The sequence below is a fragment of the Pectinatus haikarae genome (assembly GCF_050916305.1).
GTDB classification, from domain to species: Bacteria; Bacillota; Negativicutes; order Selenomonadales; family Selenomonadaceae; genus Pectinatus; species Pectinatus haikarae.
In genome coordinates, this window is record NZ_CP116940.1 from 1,249,768 (window position 1) to 1,267,895 (window position 18,128).

Annotated in this window: 13 protein-coding genes; 11 read left to right on the top strand and 2 right to left on the bottom strand. The window is 40.7% G+C overall.

The annotated features are described in order from the left end of the window. Positions 1-65: 65 nt before the first annotated feature. Positions 66-2,855 (top strand): sigma 54-interacting transcriptional regulator, encoded by a 2,790-nt coding sequence (locus NXG61_RS06125; RefSeq protein ID WP_307225348.1) that lies wholly within the window; start codon positions 66-68, stop codon positions 2,853-2,855. A gap of 60 nt (positions 2,856-2,915) precedes the next feature. Here NXG61_RS06125 and NXG61_RS06130 read toward each other — a convergent pair whose 3' ends face one another. Beyond that, positions 2,916-3,722, bottom strand: coding sequence for a DeoR/GlpR family DNA-binding transcription regulator (locus tag NXG61_RS06130; RefSeq protein ID WP_307225349.1), 807 nt, complete (start codon positions 3,720-3,722; stop codon positions 2,916-2,918). A 412-nt stretch (positions 3,723-4,134) separates the two neighbouring features. Here NXG61_RS06130 and NXG61_RS06135 point away from each other — a divergent pair, with 412 nt between their 5' ends. The 7 genes from NXG61_RS06135 (at position 4,135) to truA (ending at position 10,744) form a co-directional block, all read left to right on the top strand. Continuing rightward, positions 4,135-4,965: a transketolase gene (locus tag NXG61_RS06135; RefSeq protein ID WP_307225350.1), complete on the top strand. Its 831-nt coding sequence runs from the start codon at positions 4,135-4,137 to the stop codon at positions 4,963-4,965. Then, the gene (locus tag NXG61_RS06140) at positions 4,962-5,900 is read left to right on the top strand and encodes a transketolase family protein (protein WP_307225351.1); all 939 of its coding nucleotides are present in this window, start codon (positions 4,962-4,964) and stop codon (positions 5,898-5,900) included. The genes NXG61_RS06135 and NXG61_RS06140 overlap by 4 nt, the downstream gene beginning before the upstream one ends. A 25-nt stretch (positions 5,901-5,925) precedes the next feature. Beyond that, positions 5,926-6,387 carry a ribose 5-phosphate isomerase B gene (gene rpiB, locus NXG61_RS06145; protein ID WP_196605001.1) on the top strand — a complete coding sequence of 154 codons (462 nt, stop codon included), beginning with the start codon at positions 5,926-5,928 and terminating at the stop codon, positions 6,385-6,387. A 166-nt stretch (positions 6,388-6,553) separates the two neighbouring features. Continuing rightward, on the top strand, positions 6,554-8,071 hold the full coding sequence (locus NXG61_RS06150; protein ID WP_307225352.1) for a phosphomannomutase/phosphoglucomutase: 1,518 nt from the start codon (positions 6,554-6,556) through the stop codon (positions 8,069-8,071). A gap of 233 nt (positions 8,072-8,304) precedes the next feature. Further along, positions 8,305-9,174, top strand: a complete 870-nt coding sequence (locus NXG61_RS06155; RefSeq protein ID WP_196604999.1) for an energy-coupling factor transporter ATPase — start codon at positions 8,305-8,307, stop codon at positions 9,172-9,174. Continuing rightward, positions 9,164-9,967: an energy-coupling factor transporter transmembrane component T family protein gene (locus NXG61_RS06160; RefSeq protein WP_307225353.1), complete on the top strand. Its 804-nt coding sequence runs from the start codon at positions 9,164-9,166 to the stop codon at positions 9,965-9,967. Before NXG61_RS06155 ends, NXG61_RS06160 begins: the two co-directional genes overlap by 11 nt. A gap of 3 nt (positions 9,968-9,970) precedes the next feature. After that, positions 9,971-10,744 (top strand): tRNA pseudouridine(38-40) synthase TruA, encoded by a 774-nt coding sequence (truA, locus tag NXG61_RS06165; protein WP_196604997.1) that lies wholly within the window; start codon positions 9,971-9,973, stop codon positions 10,742-10,744. A 112-nt stretch (positions 10,745-10,856) separates the two neighbouring features. Here truA and minD read toward each other — a convergent pair whose 3' ends face one another. Next, a complete protein-coding gene (gene minD, locus NXG61_RS06170) occupies positions 10,857-11,645 on the bottom strand; it encodes a septum site-determining protein MinD (protein WP_196604996.1) in 789 nt (262 codons plus the stop codon). Positions 11,646-12,234: 589 nt separating this feature from the next. On the opposite strand from minD, the gene NXG61_RS06175 reads away from it, so the two are divergent. The 3 genes from NXG61_RS06175 to ybeY all read left to right on the top strand — a co-directional run bounded on the left by NXG61_RS06175 (position 12,235) and on the right by ybeY (position 18,121). After that, a complete protein-coding gene (locus NXG61_RS06175) occupies positions 12,235-16,461 on the top strand; it encodes an acyl-CoA dehydratase activase-related protein (RefSeq protein ID WP_307225355.1) in 4,227 nt (1,408 codons plus the stop codon). 198 nt (positions 16,462-16,659) lie between these two features. Beyond that, a complete protein-coding gene (locus NXG61_RS06180; RefSeq protein WP_307225356.1) occupies positions 16,660-17,676 on the top strand; it encodes a PhoH family protein in 1,017 nt (338 codons plus the stop codon). Further along, complete coding sequence (ybeY, locus tag NXG61_RS06185; RefSeq protein ID WP_307225357.1) at positions 17,660-18,121, top strand: rRNA maturation RNase YbeY; 462 nt, start codon at positions 17,660-17,662, stop codon at positions 18,119-18,121. Before NXG61_RS06180 ends, ybeY begins: the two co-directional genes overlap by 17 nt. Positions 18,122-18,128 lie beyond the last annotated feature (7 nt).

Sequence of the window (18,128 nt, forward strand, 5' to 3'; positions counted from 1 at the left end):
ATTTTTTTATGAGAGACATAAAATATTTTATATGACTAATATTTTGTATCAATAGGGGGATAATAATGCGGCAAACAGATATGATAATAACTTATATCAAGGAAAAATGCGTGTTTGGTGAAATGATAGAAGCTATACAAAATGGAGATAATCCGGGGATACAGGCTGGTGAGATACAAAAGCATTTTGGTATATTACGCAACAATGCCAGCAGTATTCTAAATTCTATCTGCAAGGATGGGGGACTTGTAAAAATAAACAGCAGACCAGTGACGTTTCTGCCTCATGAAGTTACATGCCGTATGTGTGAGAAATATGGTATAGAAGAGAAAAACATGTATACCCTGGCAGAATTGCAGGAAAAAATCAGTGACAGGCAAATGGAAATGGAAGATCCTTTTATGCGGCTTCTGGGCTGTAACAGCAGTCTGCTTTACCAAATACGGCAGGCAAAAGCAGCCATTGTATATCCTCCGCGCGGTCTTCATACACTGCTTCTGGGGGAAAGCGGTGTGGGAAAGACCACTTTTGCGCAAGCCATGCATGCTTATGGATTGTTGGCAAATAATAAAAACATATCGGAATATCCTTTTATAACATTTAATTGTGCAGACTATTTTAATAATCCGCAGCTTTTGCTGTCACAGTTGTTTGGGCATGCCAAAAATGCGTTTACAGGAGCAGAAGCAGATAAAAAAGGGTTGGTGGAGCAGGCTGACGGCGGAATACTTTTTTTGGACGAGGTACATCGGCTGCCGCCTGATGGACAGGAAATGTTGTTTTATTTGATGGATAAGGGAGAATACAACAGACTGGGAGATGGCAATAAAAGAAAAAGCAACATATTGATTATTGCGGCAACCACAGAAAATCCTTCGGATGTGTTATTGAATACATTTATGAGACGGGTGCCTGTAAATATAATATTACCCAATTATAAAGAAAAGCCGATCGCGGAAAAGGTGGAAATAATAGAGCAATTTTTTCGCTTTGAGGCGATGAATCTGCAAAAAACAATAAATATCGCACCTGAAGTATTGCGGGCTCTGGCCTTATATGAATTTAAAGGAGGCAATATCGGACAGTTGCGCTCGGAAGTAAAATTGCTTTGTGCAAATGCTTTTTTACAGCATTTGCAGAACAACCAAGCTATTTATGTAGGATACCAAATGCTGGATAAGGATATTCGTGATATTTTATTCAATTATGTGAAAATGGATAAAACAGCTACACGATATCTTGATATGTTTTCAGAAGATATAGCTATACAACCTCAGGAAAATACAGGAATCATGTCTGATGAGGTTGAAAATGATGTCTACGATATAATTTTGGATAAATTGAAAAAACTCAAACAACAGGGAGGAAATGTAGAAAATATAACAGACGTATTAAAGAATGAAATAGATGCTTATTTGAGCAGTGTCAATAAATATTTTTCCAATCTGCATTCAAAAATAATAAATCTGCATAAATTGGTGCCCAAGGAGGTCATAGATACCACAATGCAGTTTATCGAATATGCAAGAGAAGAGCTGAAAGTAAATTTCAACAATTATTTTTTGTTCGGCTTATCAATGCATATTCAGGCATTGATCAAAAGGGCCGGCAGAATTTCTGCGGGTGATGACAAGCATCTATTTAAAATAAAAACAGAGCATCCTGATGAATTTAAAGTGGCAGAAAAAATGGTAGAAATGCTCAGTGACAAGTTTGGGATGATAGTACCGGAAAATGAAAAGGGTTTTATTGCACTGCTTTTATATCATAGCAGGGTGGAAGCGGACAGCAAGAAAATCGGTATGATCATTATCTGTCATGGTGATTCCACCGCTTCAAGCATGGCCGGCGCATGTAATGCATTGCTTAATACAGATCTTGTAAAGGCTGTGGATATGCCTTTAAATCAGAGCATTGATGAAACATATGGAAAGCTTAAAGCGATGGCATTGACAATAAACAAGGGGAAAGGAATTATCCTCCTTGTGGACATGGGATCACTTTTATTTTTTGACAAGCGGCTGACTGCTGATACGGGAATAAAGACCAAGCTTGTAAAATCCGTGTCTACGCCTGCAGTTTTAGATGTACTGCGTCACGTCCTTTATGATATGGATGATATCGATGAGGTTTATGCACAGAAGAATAATCAACAGGAAGAAACTGCTGCCACTGTGAAAAGAAAACCACTTGCTGTATTGGCAGTTTGTGCCACAGGACAAGGCAGCAGTATGATAATAAAGAATATGCTTGACGAGCTTTTGGAAAAATATTATACAGATTCAATAAAAGTTATAGCGACAGATTATGTAAATGCCAGGGAGGTTTTTGAACAGTCCGGTGAATATAGTTATGTTGCTGCAGTTGTCGGGAATATAGATCCGCAGCTGCCCGTACCATTTTTTCCTATTGATCAACTGTTACAGGAACAAACTCAGCAGATATTTTTCCATTTGCTCGACGGTAATATGGAGGGACCGTTTTCGCTGCCTGAACCGTTGCAAATGCCTACATTATATGAAACAGCGAAGGGACTTTTGGAAAAATATGTAAAATTCGTTAATCCCAGGCATGCTATTTTCCAGATACGGAATTTCGTGGAAGCAATAAATTATTCAGATAAAAATAAAAGCATGGTGCTGGATCTGGTCCTTCATATGGGATGCGTATTGGATCGATGTGTGGGCGGGATAAGCATACAGTTTGATGAACTGGAAGACTTCTATTCTGTGAATAAAGATCTTTTTAAAAGTATACACAAAGCTTTGGAACCGCTTGAAAAAGAATATGATATAAAAATAAGCGAAGACGAAACGGCTTATATTATAAAAATAATTACTACCCATATGCGATAAATATGGGAATAAAACAACAAAAGAGGCAGCCGATAATCAGCTGCCCTTTTTGTTGTTTTATTAATATACGATGTTTATGCTTTTGTCTTGATATTCATGAATTACATCCGGAGAAACTTTTGGATCTGTAATTATCGTGGATATACTGTCTGTCGGACAAAAGTTTGCAGTTGAGACCACATCGAATTTCGATGAATCGACAAGTGCGATTATCTTGTGGGAATGCTTGACAACAATGCGTTTTAATTCTACTTCGTAGGGATTGAAATCAGTAAGCCCCGATTTGATGGTCATGCCATAACCGGAAACAAATGCCAGATCAATATTGAGATTATCAAAAATACCCGAACCAAGAGTGCCTTCTATGTAAGCGGCATCCTTGCCGACGATACCGCCGACAAATATAACTGTAATATTAGGATTGGATATAAGCGCGGACATAATATGAATGCCGTGTGTAACTACGATCAGTTTTTTTTGCATGGCAGCAAGTTTTTTAGCCATTACGAGTGCAGTCGTTCCTGAATCAAGATAGATTGATCCCCGCTCTGTAATATAGGAAAGAGCTTTTTGTGCTATATGTTCTTTCTCTTCAGTGCATTTTTTTTCTCTGGAAAGAAAGCTGTAGCTGTCTTCCTGTCCTTTTTGAAAAATATGCGTTATATCCGGCTGCATTGTCAACTGCTTATCAGTCAGAGTAGCTCCGCCGTGTGTTCTTGTTATAAGATTCCTTTCTTCCAGTTCTTTCATATCGTTTCTTGCTGTTGTGGCCGAAACTGTAAATTTTTCGCAAATTTGCTGAGTAGTTATTTTACCGTGTTCTTTTATATGTTCCAGTATAATATTTTGCCGTTCTATAGCAAACATAGCACAGCCTCCTCGGATAGTAATTTTGAATAATATCATCAATTTGTTAATATTATATAGCAATGCGGAAATTTTGACAATCAATTTCATGATTGTTCCACAAAAAAAATAATAAAAAACAAGCATGCAAAAATAAAAATAAGAAATAAATACAGAGACTGAAAAAATAAAAGTGAAAAAACACTTGAAAAAATTTTGGACTTTGTTATAATAAAAGCAAAAATAGAATAAAAAAACTGTAAAAAAAGATAAACAATATCAAACAAAACAATTACTGCGCATCAAATAAGAAAGTTACCAAAAATAATGAATATGGCTTCTCCGTGTATGCGGAAAATTTTGTTTTATGTTGATAGTTGCTTGTATTTACAGTTCAAACCAGTCTTACTGGTAAATTTAAAGGAGGTTCTAAATGGATAATTTAGCTTTGAAAAAGACTGCCAATGAATTGCGTAAAAATGTTATAATTGAAACATTTCATGCAAAATCAGGTCATCCGGGCGGATCTTTGTCGGCGGCTGATATCTTAACGTATCTTTATTTTGAAGAAATGAATGTAGATCCCAAAAAAGCTGATGATCAGGACCGGGACAGGTTTGTATTGTCGAAGGGACATGCCGCACCGGGCCTGTATGCCGTACTGTCGTTGAGAGGTTACATCCCGGCGGCTGATTTAAAAACACTTCGCCATATCGATTCTTACTTGCAGGGACATCCTGATATGAAACATACGGCAGGTGTGGATATGTCTACAGGTTCTCTCGGACAAGGAATTTCTGCCGCGGTAGGGATGGCTTTATCTGCAAAAGTACAGGATAAAGGTTTCCGCGTATACGCCATGCTGGGAGACGGTGAACTGCAGGAAGGACAGGTTTGGGAAGCGTCCATGTTTGCCGGCAGCCACGGGCTCGATAATCTGACAGTTGTGGTCGACAATAATAATCTGCAAATTGATGGAACGGTTGAGGAAATTTGTTCTCCGTATCCTATAGATGAAAAATTCAAGGCATTTAATTTTCATGTTATAAATATTGATGCGCATGACTTTGATCAGATCAGAGCTGCTTTTAAAGAAGCGGCACAAACAAAAGGAAAGCCAACGGCTATAATTGCTAAAAGTGTAAAAGGAAAAGGCGTTTCCTTCATGGAAAATGCTGTGGGCTGGCATGGAAAAGCTCCTAATGAGGAACAATATAAGCAAGCAATGGCTGAATTGGAAAAAAATGGGGAGGCGTTGGCATGACAGCAGTAAAAATTGCTACAAGAGACAGCTATGGAAATGCTCTTGTAGAATTATACAAAAAACATAATAATATAATTGTTTTGGATGCTGATTTGGCCGCCGCAACCAAGACGGGAATTTTTAAGAAAGCCGTTCCGGACAGACATTATGACTGCGGCATTTCAGAAGGCAATATGATGGGAATAGCTGCCGGACTGGCTTCCACAGGTTTGGTGCCGTTTGTGAGTACATTTGCCATGTTTGCGGCAGGGCGTGCTTTTGAACAAGTAAGAAATTCCATAGGGTATCCGCACCTTAATGTTAAAATTGGTGCTACTCATGCGGGGATATCTGTGGGTGAGGATGGTGCCACACATCAGTGTAATGAAGACATTGCCCTGATGCGCACTATACCGGGGATGGTAATAATCAATCCTGCCGATGATATTGAAGCAAAAGCTGCCGTAACGGCCGCATATGATCACGATGGTCCGGTTTATATGCGTTTCGGCCGCTTGGCTATTCCTATTATCAATGATAAGCCGGATTATAAATTTGAGCTGGGCAAGGGTATTGTGCTCCGCGAAGGTAAAGACGCTGCCATTATAGCAACGGGACTTTGCGTGAATGCTTCTCTTGAAGCCGCAGAAAAGATGGCACAAAAAGGTATTGATGTGGGAGTTGTAAACATACATACGATAAAGCCGATTGATAAGGAATTGATCATAGAAGTGGCTAAAAAGACAGGTAAAATCATAACTGTTGAGGAACACTCTGTGATCGGCGGCCTGGGCGGTGCTGTATGTGAAGTCCTTTCAGAAAATTGTCCTACACCTGTGCTGCGTTTAGGTGTGAATGATTGTTTTGGCCACTCAGGTCCGGCAGTAGGCTTGCTGCATGAGTTTGGACTTGATGCTGAAGGCATAGATAAAAAAGTAAGTGCATATTTAAAATAATATTGAAGCTAAGGAGAAAAATATCATGAAAATAGCAATCGGCTGCGATGAAGCAGCATATAGTTTGAAAATCGTCTTAAAGGAACACTTGGAAGCAAAAGGCTATGAAGTTGATGATTTTGGTGCTGAAAAAGGCGAAGTTGTTCTTTACCCGGATGTTGCTTATAAAGTGGCAGATGCTGTCGCTCAAGGCAAATATGAACGGGCAGTGCTTGTCTGCGGTACGGGCATAGGAATGTGCATCTGTGCAAATAAAGTGCCGGGTGTACGCGCGGCAGTATGTCATGATCAATTTTCGGCACAGCGCAGCAGAATGAGCAATAATGCGCAGATAATCTGTATGGGAGAACGCGTTATCGGCACTGAGCTTGCCAAAGCTCTTCTTGATACATGGCTTGATTCCGATTACTCTGAAAAATCAAGATCACAGCCAAAAGTAATGCGGATAAATGAACTTGAACAGGATCATATCAAAGCAGCTAAGTGATCAAAAGTCTGCGGCAGATTTAAAGAATCGGAAGGCAGGAGCGTAAAATGGGCATAGTTTGTCATCATTTTACGCTCTTTTTCTTTCACAGCGGCAATAAAACTGCTATTATGATAGTAGCTTTATTATGGTAGATAATATGTTTAAAAATGAAAGGAAGGTTTATATGTCAGATGAAAAAGCGATATTAAGTTTGCAGAATGGCAGTGATGTCCGCGGTGTTGCCGTAGAAGGTGTTGAAGGGGAACCAGTTACTTTGACCGGCGAATACGCTAACAGGATCACAGCAGGTTTTGTGAAATGGCTTGCTGCAAAAAACGGAAAAGCTGTGGCAGACTTGAAAATTGCTGTGGGACATGATTCCAGAATATCGGCGTCCGATCTTAAGAAACAGGCATTGAAGGCAATAATGGGTCTTGGGGCAAAAGCTTATGATTGCAATATGGCTACGACACCGGCGATGTTTATGTCGCTTGTATATGATCAGACTAAATTTGACGGATCAATAATGATAACGGCAAGCCATCTGCCCTTCAATCGCAATGGTTTGAAATTCTTTACTATTGATGGCGGAATGGAAAAAAGCGATCTTACGGATGCATTGAAAATTGCGGTGGATACGGCAAAGGTTGATACAGACATAAGCACTGTTCAAAACTGTGAGCTCATAGACCTTTATGCACAGGATCTTTGCGAAAAAATACGCAAAGGCATAAATTCAGAGGAATTTTATCACCCGCTTAAGGGTATTCATATTGTAGTTGATGCGGGTAATGGAGCCGGCGGATTTTTTGTCGAAAAGGTATTGGGCCAGTTAGGTGCTGATACTGCGGGCAGTCAGTTCCTTGAGCCGGACGGGCATTTCCCCAATCATATACCAAACCCGGAAAATAAGCAGGCTATGGAGGCTCTGCGCAGTGCTGTGATCACTAATAAAGCCGACTTAGGTCTCATTTTTGATACTGATGTCGATCGAATGTCAGCTGTCCTGGCAGACGGCAGAGAAATAAATCGTGATGCTCTTATCGCTATGATGGCAGCGATTTTGGCACCCGATTATCCTGAATCTACAATTATAACTGATTCGGTAACCTCCGATAAACTGACTGACTTTTTACAAAATGAACTGCATTTAAAGCATCATCGTTATATGCGCGGCTATAAAAATGTTATCAATGAATGCAGGCGGCTTAACGATAAGGGCGAAATATCGCCTCTTGCCATAGAAACAAGCGGCCACGGCGCTCTTAAAGAAAACTATTATCTGGATGACGGAGCATATCTTGCTGTGAAGCTGCTGGTTGCAGCGGCTATTGCAAAAAAAGAAGATAAATCTTTAGAAAGTCTTATAGAAAAGCTGCAGCCCATTTTTGAAGAGGCAGAATATCGCATGTCTATAAATTGTGAAAACTTTAGAGAATACGGACAAAAGGTACTGAAAACTTTCGAGGAACGTGCTAAGGAAAAAGGATATACAGTTGTCACACCATCTTATGAAGGCGTACGATTGTCATTCAAGGGAAGCGTGAATGGCTGGGCCCTTTTGCGTCAGTCTCTGCATGATCCTAAAATGCCGCTTAATATAGAAGGAAACGGTGCGGGTGACTGTGATAAAATAACAGCTGTCATGCAGGAACTGCTCATCGGCTTTGATCAATTAGATAAAAGTTCTTTGAAGAAATAAAGAAAAATATAGTATATAGCTGACAATAAGAGCATCTATTTGAAGATTTTTCAGAAGATGCTTTTATTTTTCTGCTCAAAAACTCTTTTTGTTTTCTGTGTGTTTTGAACTGAGCCGTATTTTTTAGATAATTTATTTATAAGGTAAATAGGATAAATAATTGCGTTGACAATATTTGCCGATGTATAATATGTGACGACGGAAATAAAAAATAAGGTAATGGTGATAAGCAAGTGTCTATTGAAATAGAAAATCTTACCTATACATATATGAAAAAGACTCCATACGAAAAAGATGCTTTGAAAAATGTAAATCTCAAAATCGAAGAGGGATCATTCGTTGCTATAGCCGGACATACCGGATCAGGAAAGTCTACTTTGATGCAGCATTTAAACGGACTTATATCTCCCTGCTCCGGAACCGTCAAGGTGGACGGAGTGGATATAAACCGCGGGGGAAAAGAAAAAATAAAGGCAAGACACTCGGTAGGAATGGTTTTTCAGTATCCGGAAACACAACTTTTTGAAGAAACCGTATACGCTGATATAGCATTTGGTCCAAAAAATTTTGGCCTTGAGCCGGATGCGGTTGACAAACGAGTAAAAAAGGCGATGTCATTTGTCGGGCTTGACTATGAGCAGTATAGAGACGCTTCACCGTTTGCACTCAGCGGCGGACAGATGAGGCGTGTGGCAATCGCAGGAATAGTAGCGCTGGAACCGGCATATCTGGTGCTGGATGAACCGACGGCAGGACTGGATCCAAAGGCAAAACATGATTTGCTGGAAAATATAAGAGCTCTTTACCGTAAAGGCAATACCACAATTATAATGGTGTCGCATAATATGGATGATATAATAGGACTGGCAGGACGCATAATTGTGCTGCATGACGGCTGTGTTGCTGCGGACGGAATGCCGCAGGATATTTTTAAAAAGAATGATATTTTGCAGGCTGCAGGACTGCGTGCGCCGCATCTGACACAACTGTTGCGGCAAATAAATGAACAGGCATTTCCGGTAAGAAGTGACTGTTTGAATAAAAGCGATGCGGCAGATGCCGTCTGTGCGGCATATTACGGGAGAGAAAAAGATGCTAGATGATATGATGCTGGGCCAATTTTTCCCTGCTGATTCTGTCCTTCACCGGATGGATGCCAGATTGAAAATCATGCTGTTGTTCATTTTCATTATTGCTATATTTTTATGCGACAGTAAGACTGATTACATCCTTTTGACTTTATTGAACATAATATTGATGACTGTCTCAAAAATACCTTTTGTCATGTACTTAAAGGCTGTTAAACCAATGTTCTGGATAGTTCTATTTACATTTATTATGCATATTTTCAGTGGAGAGGGGACAATAATAGCTGATCTGTGGATTTTTTCGGCTACATGGGAAGGGCTGACAGAAGGGATATTCATAACTTTAAGATTGATATTACTGGTACTGATGGCATCTATACTGACCTTTACCACATCACCTTTAGTTTTAACGGATGCTCTTGAAAGCCTGCTTAGTCCTTTTAAAAAAATAGGCGTGCCGGCACATGAACTTTCTATGATGATGACTATAGCTCTTCGATTCATACCAACGCTCATAACAGAGACCGATAAGATCATAAAAGCGCAAAAGTCACGCGGCGCTGATTTTTCTTCGGGCAATATTATACAGCGGATAAAATATATTATGCCGATATTGATCCCTCTTTTTGTCAGTGCGTTCCGACGTGCCGATGAATTGGCACTGGCTATGGAATCGCGCTGCTATCGGGGCGGGCAGGGACGTACACGTATGAAAGAAATGAAATTTGGCAGACTGGATTTTTTTATCGCGGCAATAGCTGTTTTGATAATTGTGGGAATGATTGTATTAAAAATAAAGGGAATATGACTGATGAGGCAAGAACATAAGGAAACAATGAAAAGAAGACGCCGCAATATAAAACTGACAGTGGCATATGACGGGACTGCCTATCATGGTTTTCAACGGCAAAATAAATGTGTGGCTGTTCAAAATGTATTGGAAGAAATATTGCCGGCTGTCTTTGGCGATTCCATAGAAATAGCAGCGGCAGGAAGAACAGACGCGGGAGTTCATGCCAGAGGGCAAGTGGTAAATTTCTTTTCAGACGGGATGATACCTATAGAGAATATTCCAAAGGCCGCAAACAGACTCTTGCCGAAGGATATAGTAGTGACAGAAGCACAGGAAGCAGACAGAGACTTCAGTGCACTGCATAGTGCAAAGAGTAAGATATATGTTTACCAACTTTATCACAGCAAGGTGCCGGATCCCCTTCTGCATCGGTATAGCTGGCAGTATGAATATAAGTTGTGTTTGGCGGATATGAGAAAAGCCCTGACACTGGTGACCGGCGAACATGATTTTTCAGCTTTTCGGGCGGCAGGAGGTGCTCTCGGGATGAATCCGGTGAGGACTATCTATGAGGCGGAGTGTAAACAGGAAGGGGCTATGCTTACTTTTCGCTTTTGGGGTAATGGTTTTTTATATCATATGGTCAGAAATATTGTCGGCACTGTTGTGAAAGTTGGCAACGGAAGGCTTTCACCGGATAATTTTGCGGAGATAATGCAGGCTAAGGACAGAAACAAAGCCGGAAAAACAGCACCAGCCAGAGGGCTGACGCTGTGGCATGTAAATTATTGAAATAAAAACCCCTGACTAAAAAACATACTGTGCAAAAAGACATTGCTGCTGTTTTTATTTAGTCAGGGGAGATTAATTGATTCTAGTGTAAAAAGAGAATTGCTTATCTAAATTATTTGAAAAGATTTTTGAGCTTGCCGAGAAATGTAGGTTTGCAGCCAAGATCGGGAAAAGGAACCGTTTCACCGCAAAGCCGGTGGGTTATGTTTCTGTATGCCTGTGCAGCGAGAGAATTTTTATCTTCGATGACAGGGCGGCCTTTATTGGTGTATTTTATGATCGTTTCTTCATCAGGTATCTGCCCTATGACGGTTACACCAAGGATATCCTTTATATCTGTTATGTCGAGCATATCGCCGCGGGTTACCATATCAGGACGGATGCGATTGATAATGAGCCTGATGTCTGTGAATTCAGCGCGGTTTAATTCACCGACTACTTTATCGGCATCCCGCAGTGCTGCCATTTCCGGCATAGTTACTATTATAGCCGAATCAGCGGCTGCGATAGCAGTTTTAAATCCCTGTTCGATACCAGCAGGGCAGTCAATTATAATAAAGTCGAATTGATTGCGCATCTGATCGCATATTTTTATAAGATCATCGCCATTGAGAGCTGATTTATCATATTTTTGCGACGTAGGCAGAAGATATAAGCTCTTGTACTGGGGATGGCGGATAAGAGCCTTCTCAAAAGGGATTTTTCCTGCTGCTACATCTATGAGAGTATGACAGATGAAGTTTTCAACGCCGAGTATAAGATCAAGGTTTCTGAGGCCTGTATCAGTGTCTATGAGGGCGACTTTTTTTCCTAAGGAGGCCAGACCAGCACCGAGATTTGCTGCGGTCGTCGTTTTGCCGACTCCTCCTTTACCCGATGTGATAACAATGATTTCGCTCAATTTTTGTTCCTCCAAGCTTATAATATAGCGATTTTTGATAACGCTGGATTTTCCTGGTATAAATGGACATATAATTGCAAAACTTATCGCAAAGAACAATCTTCGTTTATTATAGCATAAATGCCAGGGCTAAATAAGCTCAGATTATAATTCTTATAGGACAATTTGCCAAGCAGGACGCATTACTTATTGAAATTAATTATTGATTATGGTATAACATAATCAGAAGAATTATTGTTTTGATAAGAATAAAGATAAGTATATTTTATAATATCACTTATTATTTTTATGGTTGATTTTTAACAGAATTACCAACAGTTGCCAGTGTGCAAGTGATGATGCACCAATGAAAACTTGTTCGGCCTTATTCCTTCAGAATGCATAGAATCTATTGCTGATCTGTCCTTTACAGTAAACAGCATTTATATTATCATATGCATGACTGTATTTATTGTCCGGCTTATGCTGAATGTTTTGTCAGTTGTTTTGGCTGCAGACGGGCTGTGTGATTTGGGGATAATGGTCTTCCGGTGATCTTTCTCATGGTGGCACCGGGAGCTTTTGTTTATTATATTTTGGGGTGTTAGTTATGAATCCTACTTGGAAAATCGGTATTGATATAGGATCTACTACGATTAAAACTGTAGTTTTGGATGAATCGGACAGAACGGTGTTTAAACAGTACAAAAGACATTTTTCTGAGATTTATAAAGCTTTGAGTGAAGATATTGCTGCACTGAAAGATAAGCTGCATAACCGCAAGTTTTACTGTACATTTACAGGTTCGGCCGGTATGGGACTGGCCGCGGCTATGAAAGTTACATTTGTTCAGGAGGTTATAGCCTGTACACAGGCTGTGAAAAAATGGATACCGCATACAGATGCCGCAGTTGAATTAGGCGGTGAAGATGCTAAAATAACATATTTTGGTACAGCGCCCGAACAGCGGATGAATGGGGTCTGTGCGGGCGGCACGGGATCCTTTATCGATCATATGGCAGCTCTTCTGCATACTGATGCCAGGGGGCTTGAGAAGCTGGCTGAAAATGGTGGTCAGGTTCATACAATTGCTTCACGCTGCGGTGTTTTTGCAAAAACTGATGTGCAAGCCCTTATAAATGACGGAGTATCAAGAGAAGACATAGCATTCTCCATCTTTCAGGCTGTAGTAAATCAGACTATCGGCAATTTGGCGCAGGGCCGGCCTATCGGAGGGAACGTCGCTTTTTTGGGCGGGCCGCTGCATTTTTTGCCTATGCTGCGTGATCGTTTTATAAAAACATTGAATCTGTCGGATGAACATATTGTAAACACGCCGGATGGCTGTTATTTTGTGGCCATGGGAGCAGCTCTTTCTGAAAATGCATCTGTTCTTGATTATGAAAAGCTTCTTACGGCTCTTTTTGCGGGAAAAAACGTAAAGGCGGATATAGAAAAAACACCATTTATTTTATTTAAAAACGAAGAGGAATATGCCGAATTTAAGAAAAGGCACGATCAGGATGTTGTGAAAAGAGGAAATCTGTGTACATACAAGGGACCCTTGTATGTAGGAATAGATGCAGGATCGACAACGACAAAAGTCGTTGCTGTAGGAGCTGAAAAGCAACTTCTGTACACTTCTTATGGCAGCAATAAGGGAGTCCCTCTTGACAGTGTCCTAGAGGCCCTGCGCGATTTATACAGTAAGATAAATGGGGAAACCTATATCAAAAGTGCAGGAACAACGGGATACGGCGAGCATATAGTAAAAGCGGCCGTGCATGCTGATTTTGGCGAAGTTGAAACTTTTGCCCATTTAAGAGCAGCCAGGGAATTTTGTCCGAAAGTCAGCTGCGTACTCGACATCGGCGGGCAGGATATGAAGTGCTTTTTTGTGAAGGATGGACATATAGCTCAAATCATTCTGAATGAGGCTTGTTCTGCCGGGTGCGGCTCCTTTATTGAAAATTTTGCACAGGGACTTTCTATGACAGCCGCTGAATTTGCCGATAAAGGTATTGCCGCGGAGCATCCTGTGGATCTTGGTACACGGTGTACCGTATTTATGAACTCCCGTGTGAAACAGGCGCAAAAAGAAGGTGCGGCTGTTGCCGATATTTCTGCGGGAATAGCGTTGTCTGTCATAAAAAATGCGTTGTTCAAGGTTATACAGATAAAGGATACTGAGGAGCTTGGCGATGCAATAGTAGTTCAGGGCGGTACGTTCTATAATGACGCTGTTTTGCGGTCAATGGAGATTTTGCTTGATAAAAAAGTTATTCGTCCGGATATTTCAGGCCTTATGGGTGCATATGGCATGGCACTGCTGTCGATGGAAAGAAAACAGGAAAAATCTGCATTGCTGTCTGCCGGTGCATTGGTCGGTTTTAAGGCAGAACAGACTTCATATCGCTGTAAGAAATGCGGAAATAATTGTCTTATAACCATGCAGAAATTTCCGGATGGAGGAAGATACTTCATCGGCAATCGCTGTGAAAGAGGAATCGGCGGCGTGAAAAAAACAATGCAGGATTTCCCTAATATTTATAAATACAAATATGATCGGCTTTTCTCTTACTACAAACCACAGTTAAATGCACCAAAGGGGAAAATAGGCTTGCCGCGCAGCCTTAATATGTATGAGGATTATCCGTTTTGGTTTACCTTTTTTACGGAATTGGGGTATGAGGTAGTTCTCTCCGGCAAATCTTCAGCGCAGCTTTATTACAAGGGTATGTCAACGGTACCGTCGGATTCACTGTGCTATCCGGCGAAATTGGTGCACGGACATATAGTGGATTTGATAGAAAAAGGGATAAAAACAATTTTTTATCCATGTATCCCGTCTAATATAAAAGATGAACTTGACAATGGAGACAGCAATTATAATTGTCCTGTTGTGGCATCATACGCGGAAAATATTCGTGCAAATATGGATATACTGCAAAAGAAAAATATAAATTTTCTGCAGCCGTTTTTACCGATAAATGACAAAAAAAGAATGTATATACGGCTTACAGAGGAATTAAAATCACTTTGCTGCGGAAAAAAGGATATACGCAGGGCATTGGAAAATGCTTATGCTGAACTTGAACATTATAAAAGAGATGTTCAGGACTATGGCAAGGTCATAATGGAGCAGATCAGGGAAAAACATATGAAGGCGGTTGTTCTTTGCGGCCGACCTTATCACATAGATCCGGAAATAAATCATGGTATTCCTGAGATGATTCAAAATTATGGTATAGCGGTTTTATCCGAAGATGCGCTCGCTCATTTGCCGATAGAAGATGAAAAGCTCAGCATTGTCAATCAATGGGTCTACCATGCACGCTTGTATCGGGCGGCGCAGTATGTTGCGGAACATCCTGAACTTACTCTGATTCAATTCAGTTCCTTCGGTTGCGGATTGGATGCGATAACTACAGGGCAGGTAAAAGAAATTTTGGAGCGCAGTAATTGTGTATACACAATGATAAAGCTTGATGAAGTAAGCAATCTTGGCTCAGCCAGAATAAGACTGCGTTCTCTTATGGCTGCATGGAAATACGGAATGAGAGAAGGCGGCAGAACGCCGCTTCCGGTTAAAGAAAGAGCTTATTTCAGGCAGGAATGCCAGACAGAGCATACTATTCTCGCACCTCAAATGTCTCCATTGCATTTTGAGCTTATAGAAGCTGCCGTAAAGAAACATGGCTATCGCATTGTTATACCAGAAATGCCGAATCAAGCAGCTGTCGATGAGGGTCTGCGTTATGTGAATAATGATATGTGTTATCCGGCTATCATAGTCATTGGGCAGCTCCTTTATGCGTTAAAATCGGGCAAGTATGATGTGAATAAGACTTCTATTATGCTTTTTCAGACATGCGGTGCCTGTCGTGCTACTAACTATTTGAATCTTATGCGCAAAGCCTTGCATGATGCCGGTATGCCGCAGGTTCCTGTTTTTGCCTGCTGGGGCAGAGAAACAGATTCGTTTAAAATGACTACGGGCCTTTTTATAGATGTACTGAAAGCAACCATTTATGCCGACCTGCTGCAGCGTGTGCGTCATCGCACATTGCCGTATGAAAAAGAAACGGGCAGTGTCAATGAACTTTTTACGACATCTATGGATCTGTGCAAGAAGGATCTTAGTGATACAAACGAGCGATACAGTAAATTTGCCGGCAATATAAAGAAAATAGTTGCCAAATTTGATACACTGCCGCTTATTGAAGGATTGGAAAAACCACGTATCGGTATAGTAGGCGAGATACTGGCAAAGTACCATCCCACTGCAAATAATCATTTGGAGGATATATTGTACAGTGAAGGAGCAGAAGTGGTCATGCCTGATCTGATGGACTTTTTTATGTACATGGCATACGATGACGTAGTTTCCTATAAAATATTGTCAGGCAAATGGATTGATAAATTTAAATCTGAAACAGCGATAAAATTGATGGAATTTTATCGCCGGCCTATGCATAAAGCATTGGAAGCCAGCAGCAGATTCACAGCTCCGTATACAATAAGGCAGATAGCAAAACTGACTGAAGGGCATGTATCTCTCGGCAATATGGCCGGAGAGGGCTGGTTTTTGACAGGCGAGATGTTGAAACTTCTCGCAGAAAATGTAAAAAATATCATTTGCCTGCAGCCGTTTGGCTGCCTGCCAAACCATATAACAGGAAAAGGTATGATTCGAGAACTGCTTCGTTCATATACTGATGCCAATATAGTGGCTATTGACTGCGATGCTGGGGTGAGTGAAGTAAATCAACTTAACCGTATAAAACTAATGCTGTCCGTGGCCAAAGAGCATTTAAAAAAAGATGTTATTGCGTGAACAACTATGTATACCGTGTCATTTTTTTACTGACACGGTATTTTTATATATTGATTATCGGAGAAATTTACTGCTGCGGCAGGAATTGATATGGGTAAAACAATAATATTATTGCTATGGACTGCTACTTGACATTTATCGGCCATGCTGTAAAATTTAATTGATAAACTATCATGATGACGGGAGGATTATTGATATTTGCAAGGATTTGATGAAAGAAAAATAATTTTTCAGGACAGACAGGAAACCATTGCATTATTAGGAGAACACGATGAATATTTTCGTTTCCTGAATGATAGTTTTTCGTGTAAGATGGCAGGCCGGGGAACGGAACTGACTATAAACGGAGAGCAATCGGAAGTTGAGGCTGCTGTAAAGGTTTTTGAAGAATTACTGGGTTTATATCGGCAGGGAACAAAAATAACTATTCACGAGGTACGATATGCGGTAAAGCTGATAAAAAGCGGACAGGAAGAAAATCTGCATGACCTGTTCAATGATACACTGTTTGTTTCAGCGCGGGGCAATACGATCAGGCCTAAGACTCTTGGACAGAAAATATATCTTGATACAATCCGCAAAAATTCTGTAACCTTTGGAATAGGTCCGGCCGGCACGGGAAAAACATATCTGGCCGTTGTGATGGCTGTTATGGCACTGAGAAACCACGAAGTAGACCGCATTATTTTAACAAGGCCGGCGGTGGAAGCCGGAGAGCGTCTGGGCTATCTCCCCGGTGATCTGCAGGAAAAAGTTGATCCGTATTTGAGGCCTTTATATGATGCACTTCAGGATGTGCTGGGGGCTGAGACATATAAAAAATTGATGGAAAAAAACATAATAGAAACAGCCCCGCTTGCTTATATGCGCGGCAGAACACTGGAACGGGCGTTTGCCATATTGGATGAAGCGCAGAATACAACGGGCCGGCAGATGAAAATGTTTTTAACGCGCTTGGGCTTTGGTTCGAAAATGGTCATCAACGGTGATCTGAGTCAGATAGATTTACCGCGGGGAATTGTATCGGGGCTTACTGAAGCAGTGCATATATTATCAGATGTCAAGGGTATAGATTGTGTGCGCTTTGCTGACACCGATGTCATAAGGCACGATGTGGTAGCTCGTATAATCAAAGCATATGATGTATATGAAACATCTGAATTAATAGGAAAAAGAAATAATAAGATGGAGAATGGATATGCAAACCATAATTGACAAAAATCCGGATAGCATAGAACTGGATAAGTCTCTTGTTGACATTATAGAGCAGGTTGCCGCCAAAATGGCAGAGCTTTATGATCTGAAGAACAGTGAAGTAAGTATAACACTGACTGATAATAAGAATATACATGCCCTGAATAAAAAATACCGCAATATAGATCGGCCTACCGATGTATTGTCATTTGCACTGAACGAAGGGGAAGAACCAAATATTGAAGGTGGCGCACCGGTAAATGTGCTAGGCGATATTATTATTTCCGTGGAAAAAACAGCTAAACAGGCCGAAGAATACGGGCACAGCGTAAAAAGAGAAATAGCTTTTTTAACGGTGCACGGAATGTTGCATTTACTTGGATATGATCATATAGAAGAAAATGATCGTGTGGAAATGCGCAGGGAAGAAGAGTTTATTATGGAAAAATTGGGAATCTCACGATAAAAGGGAA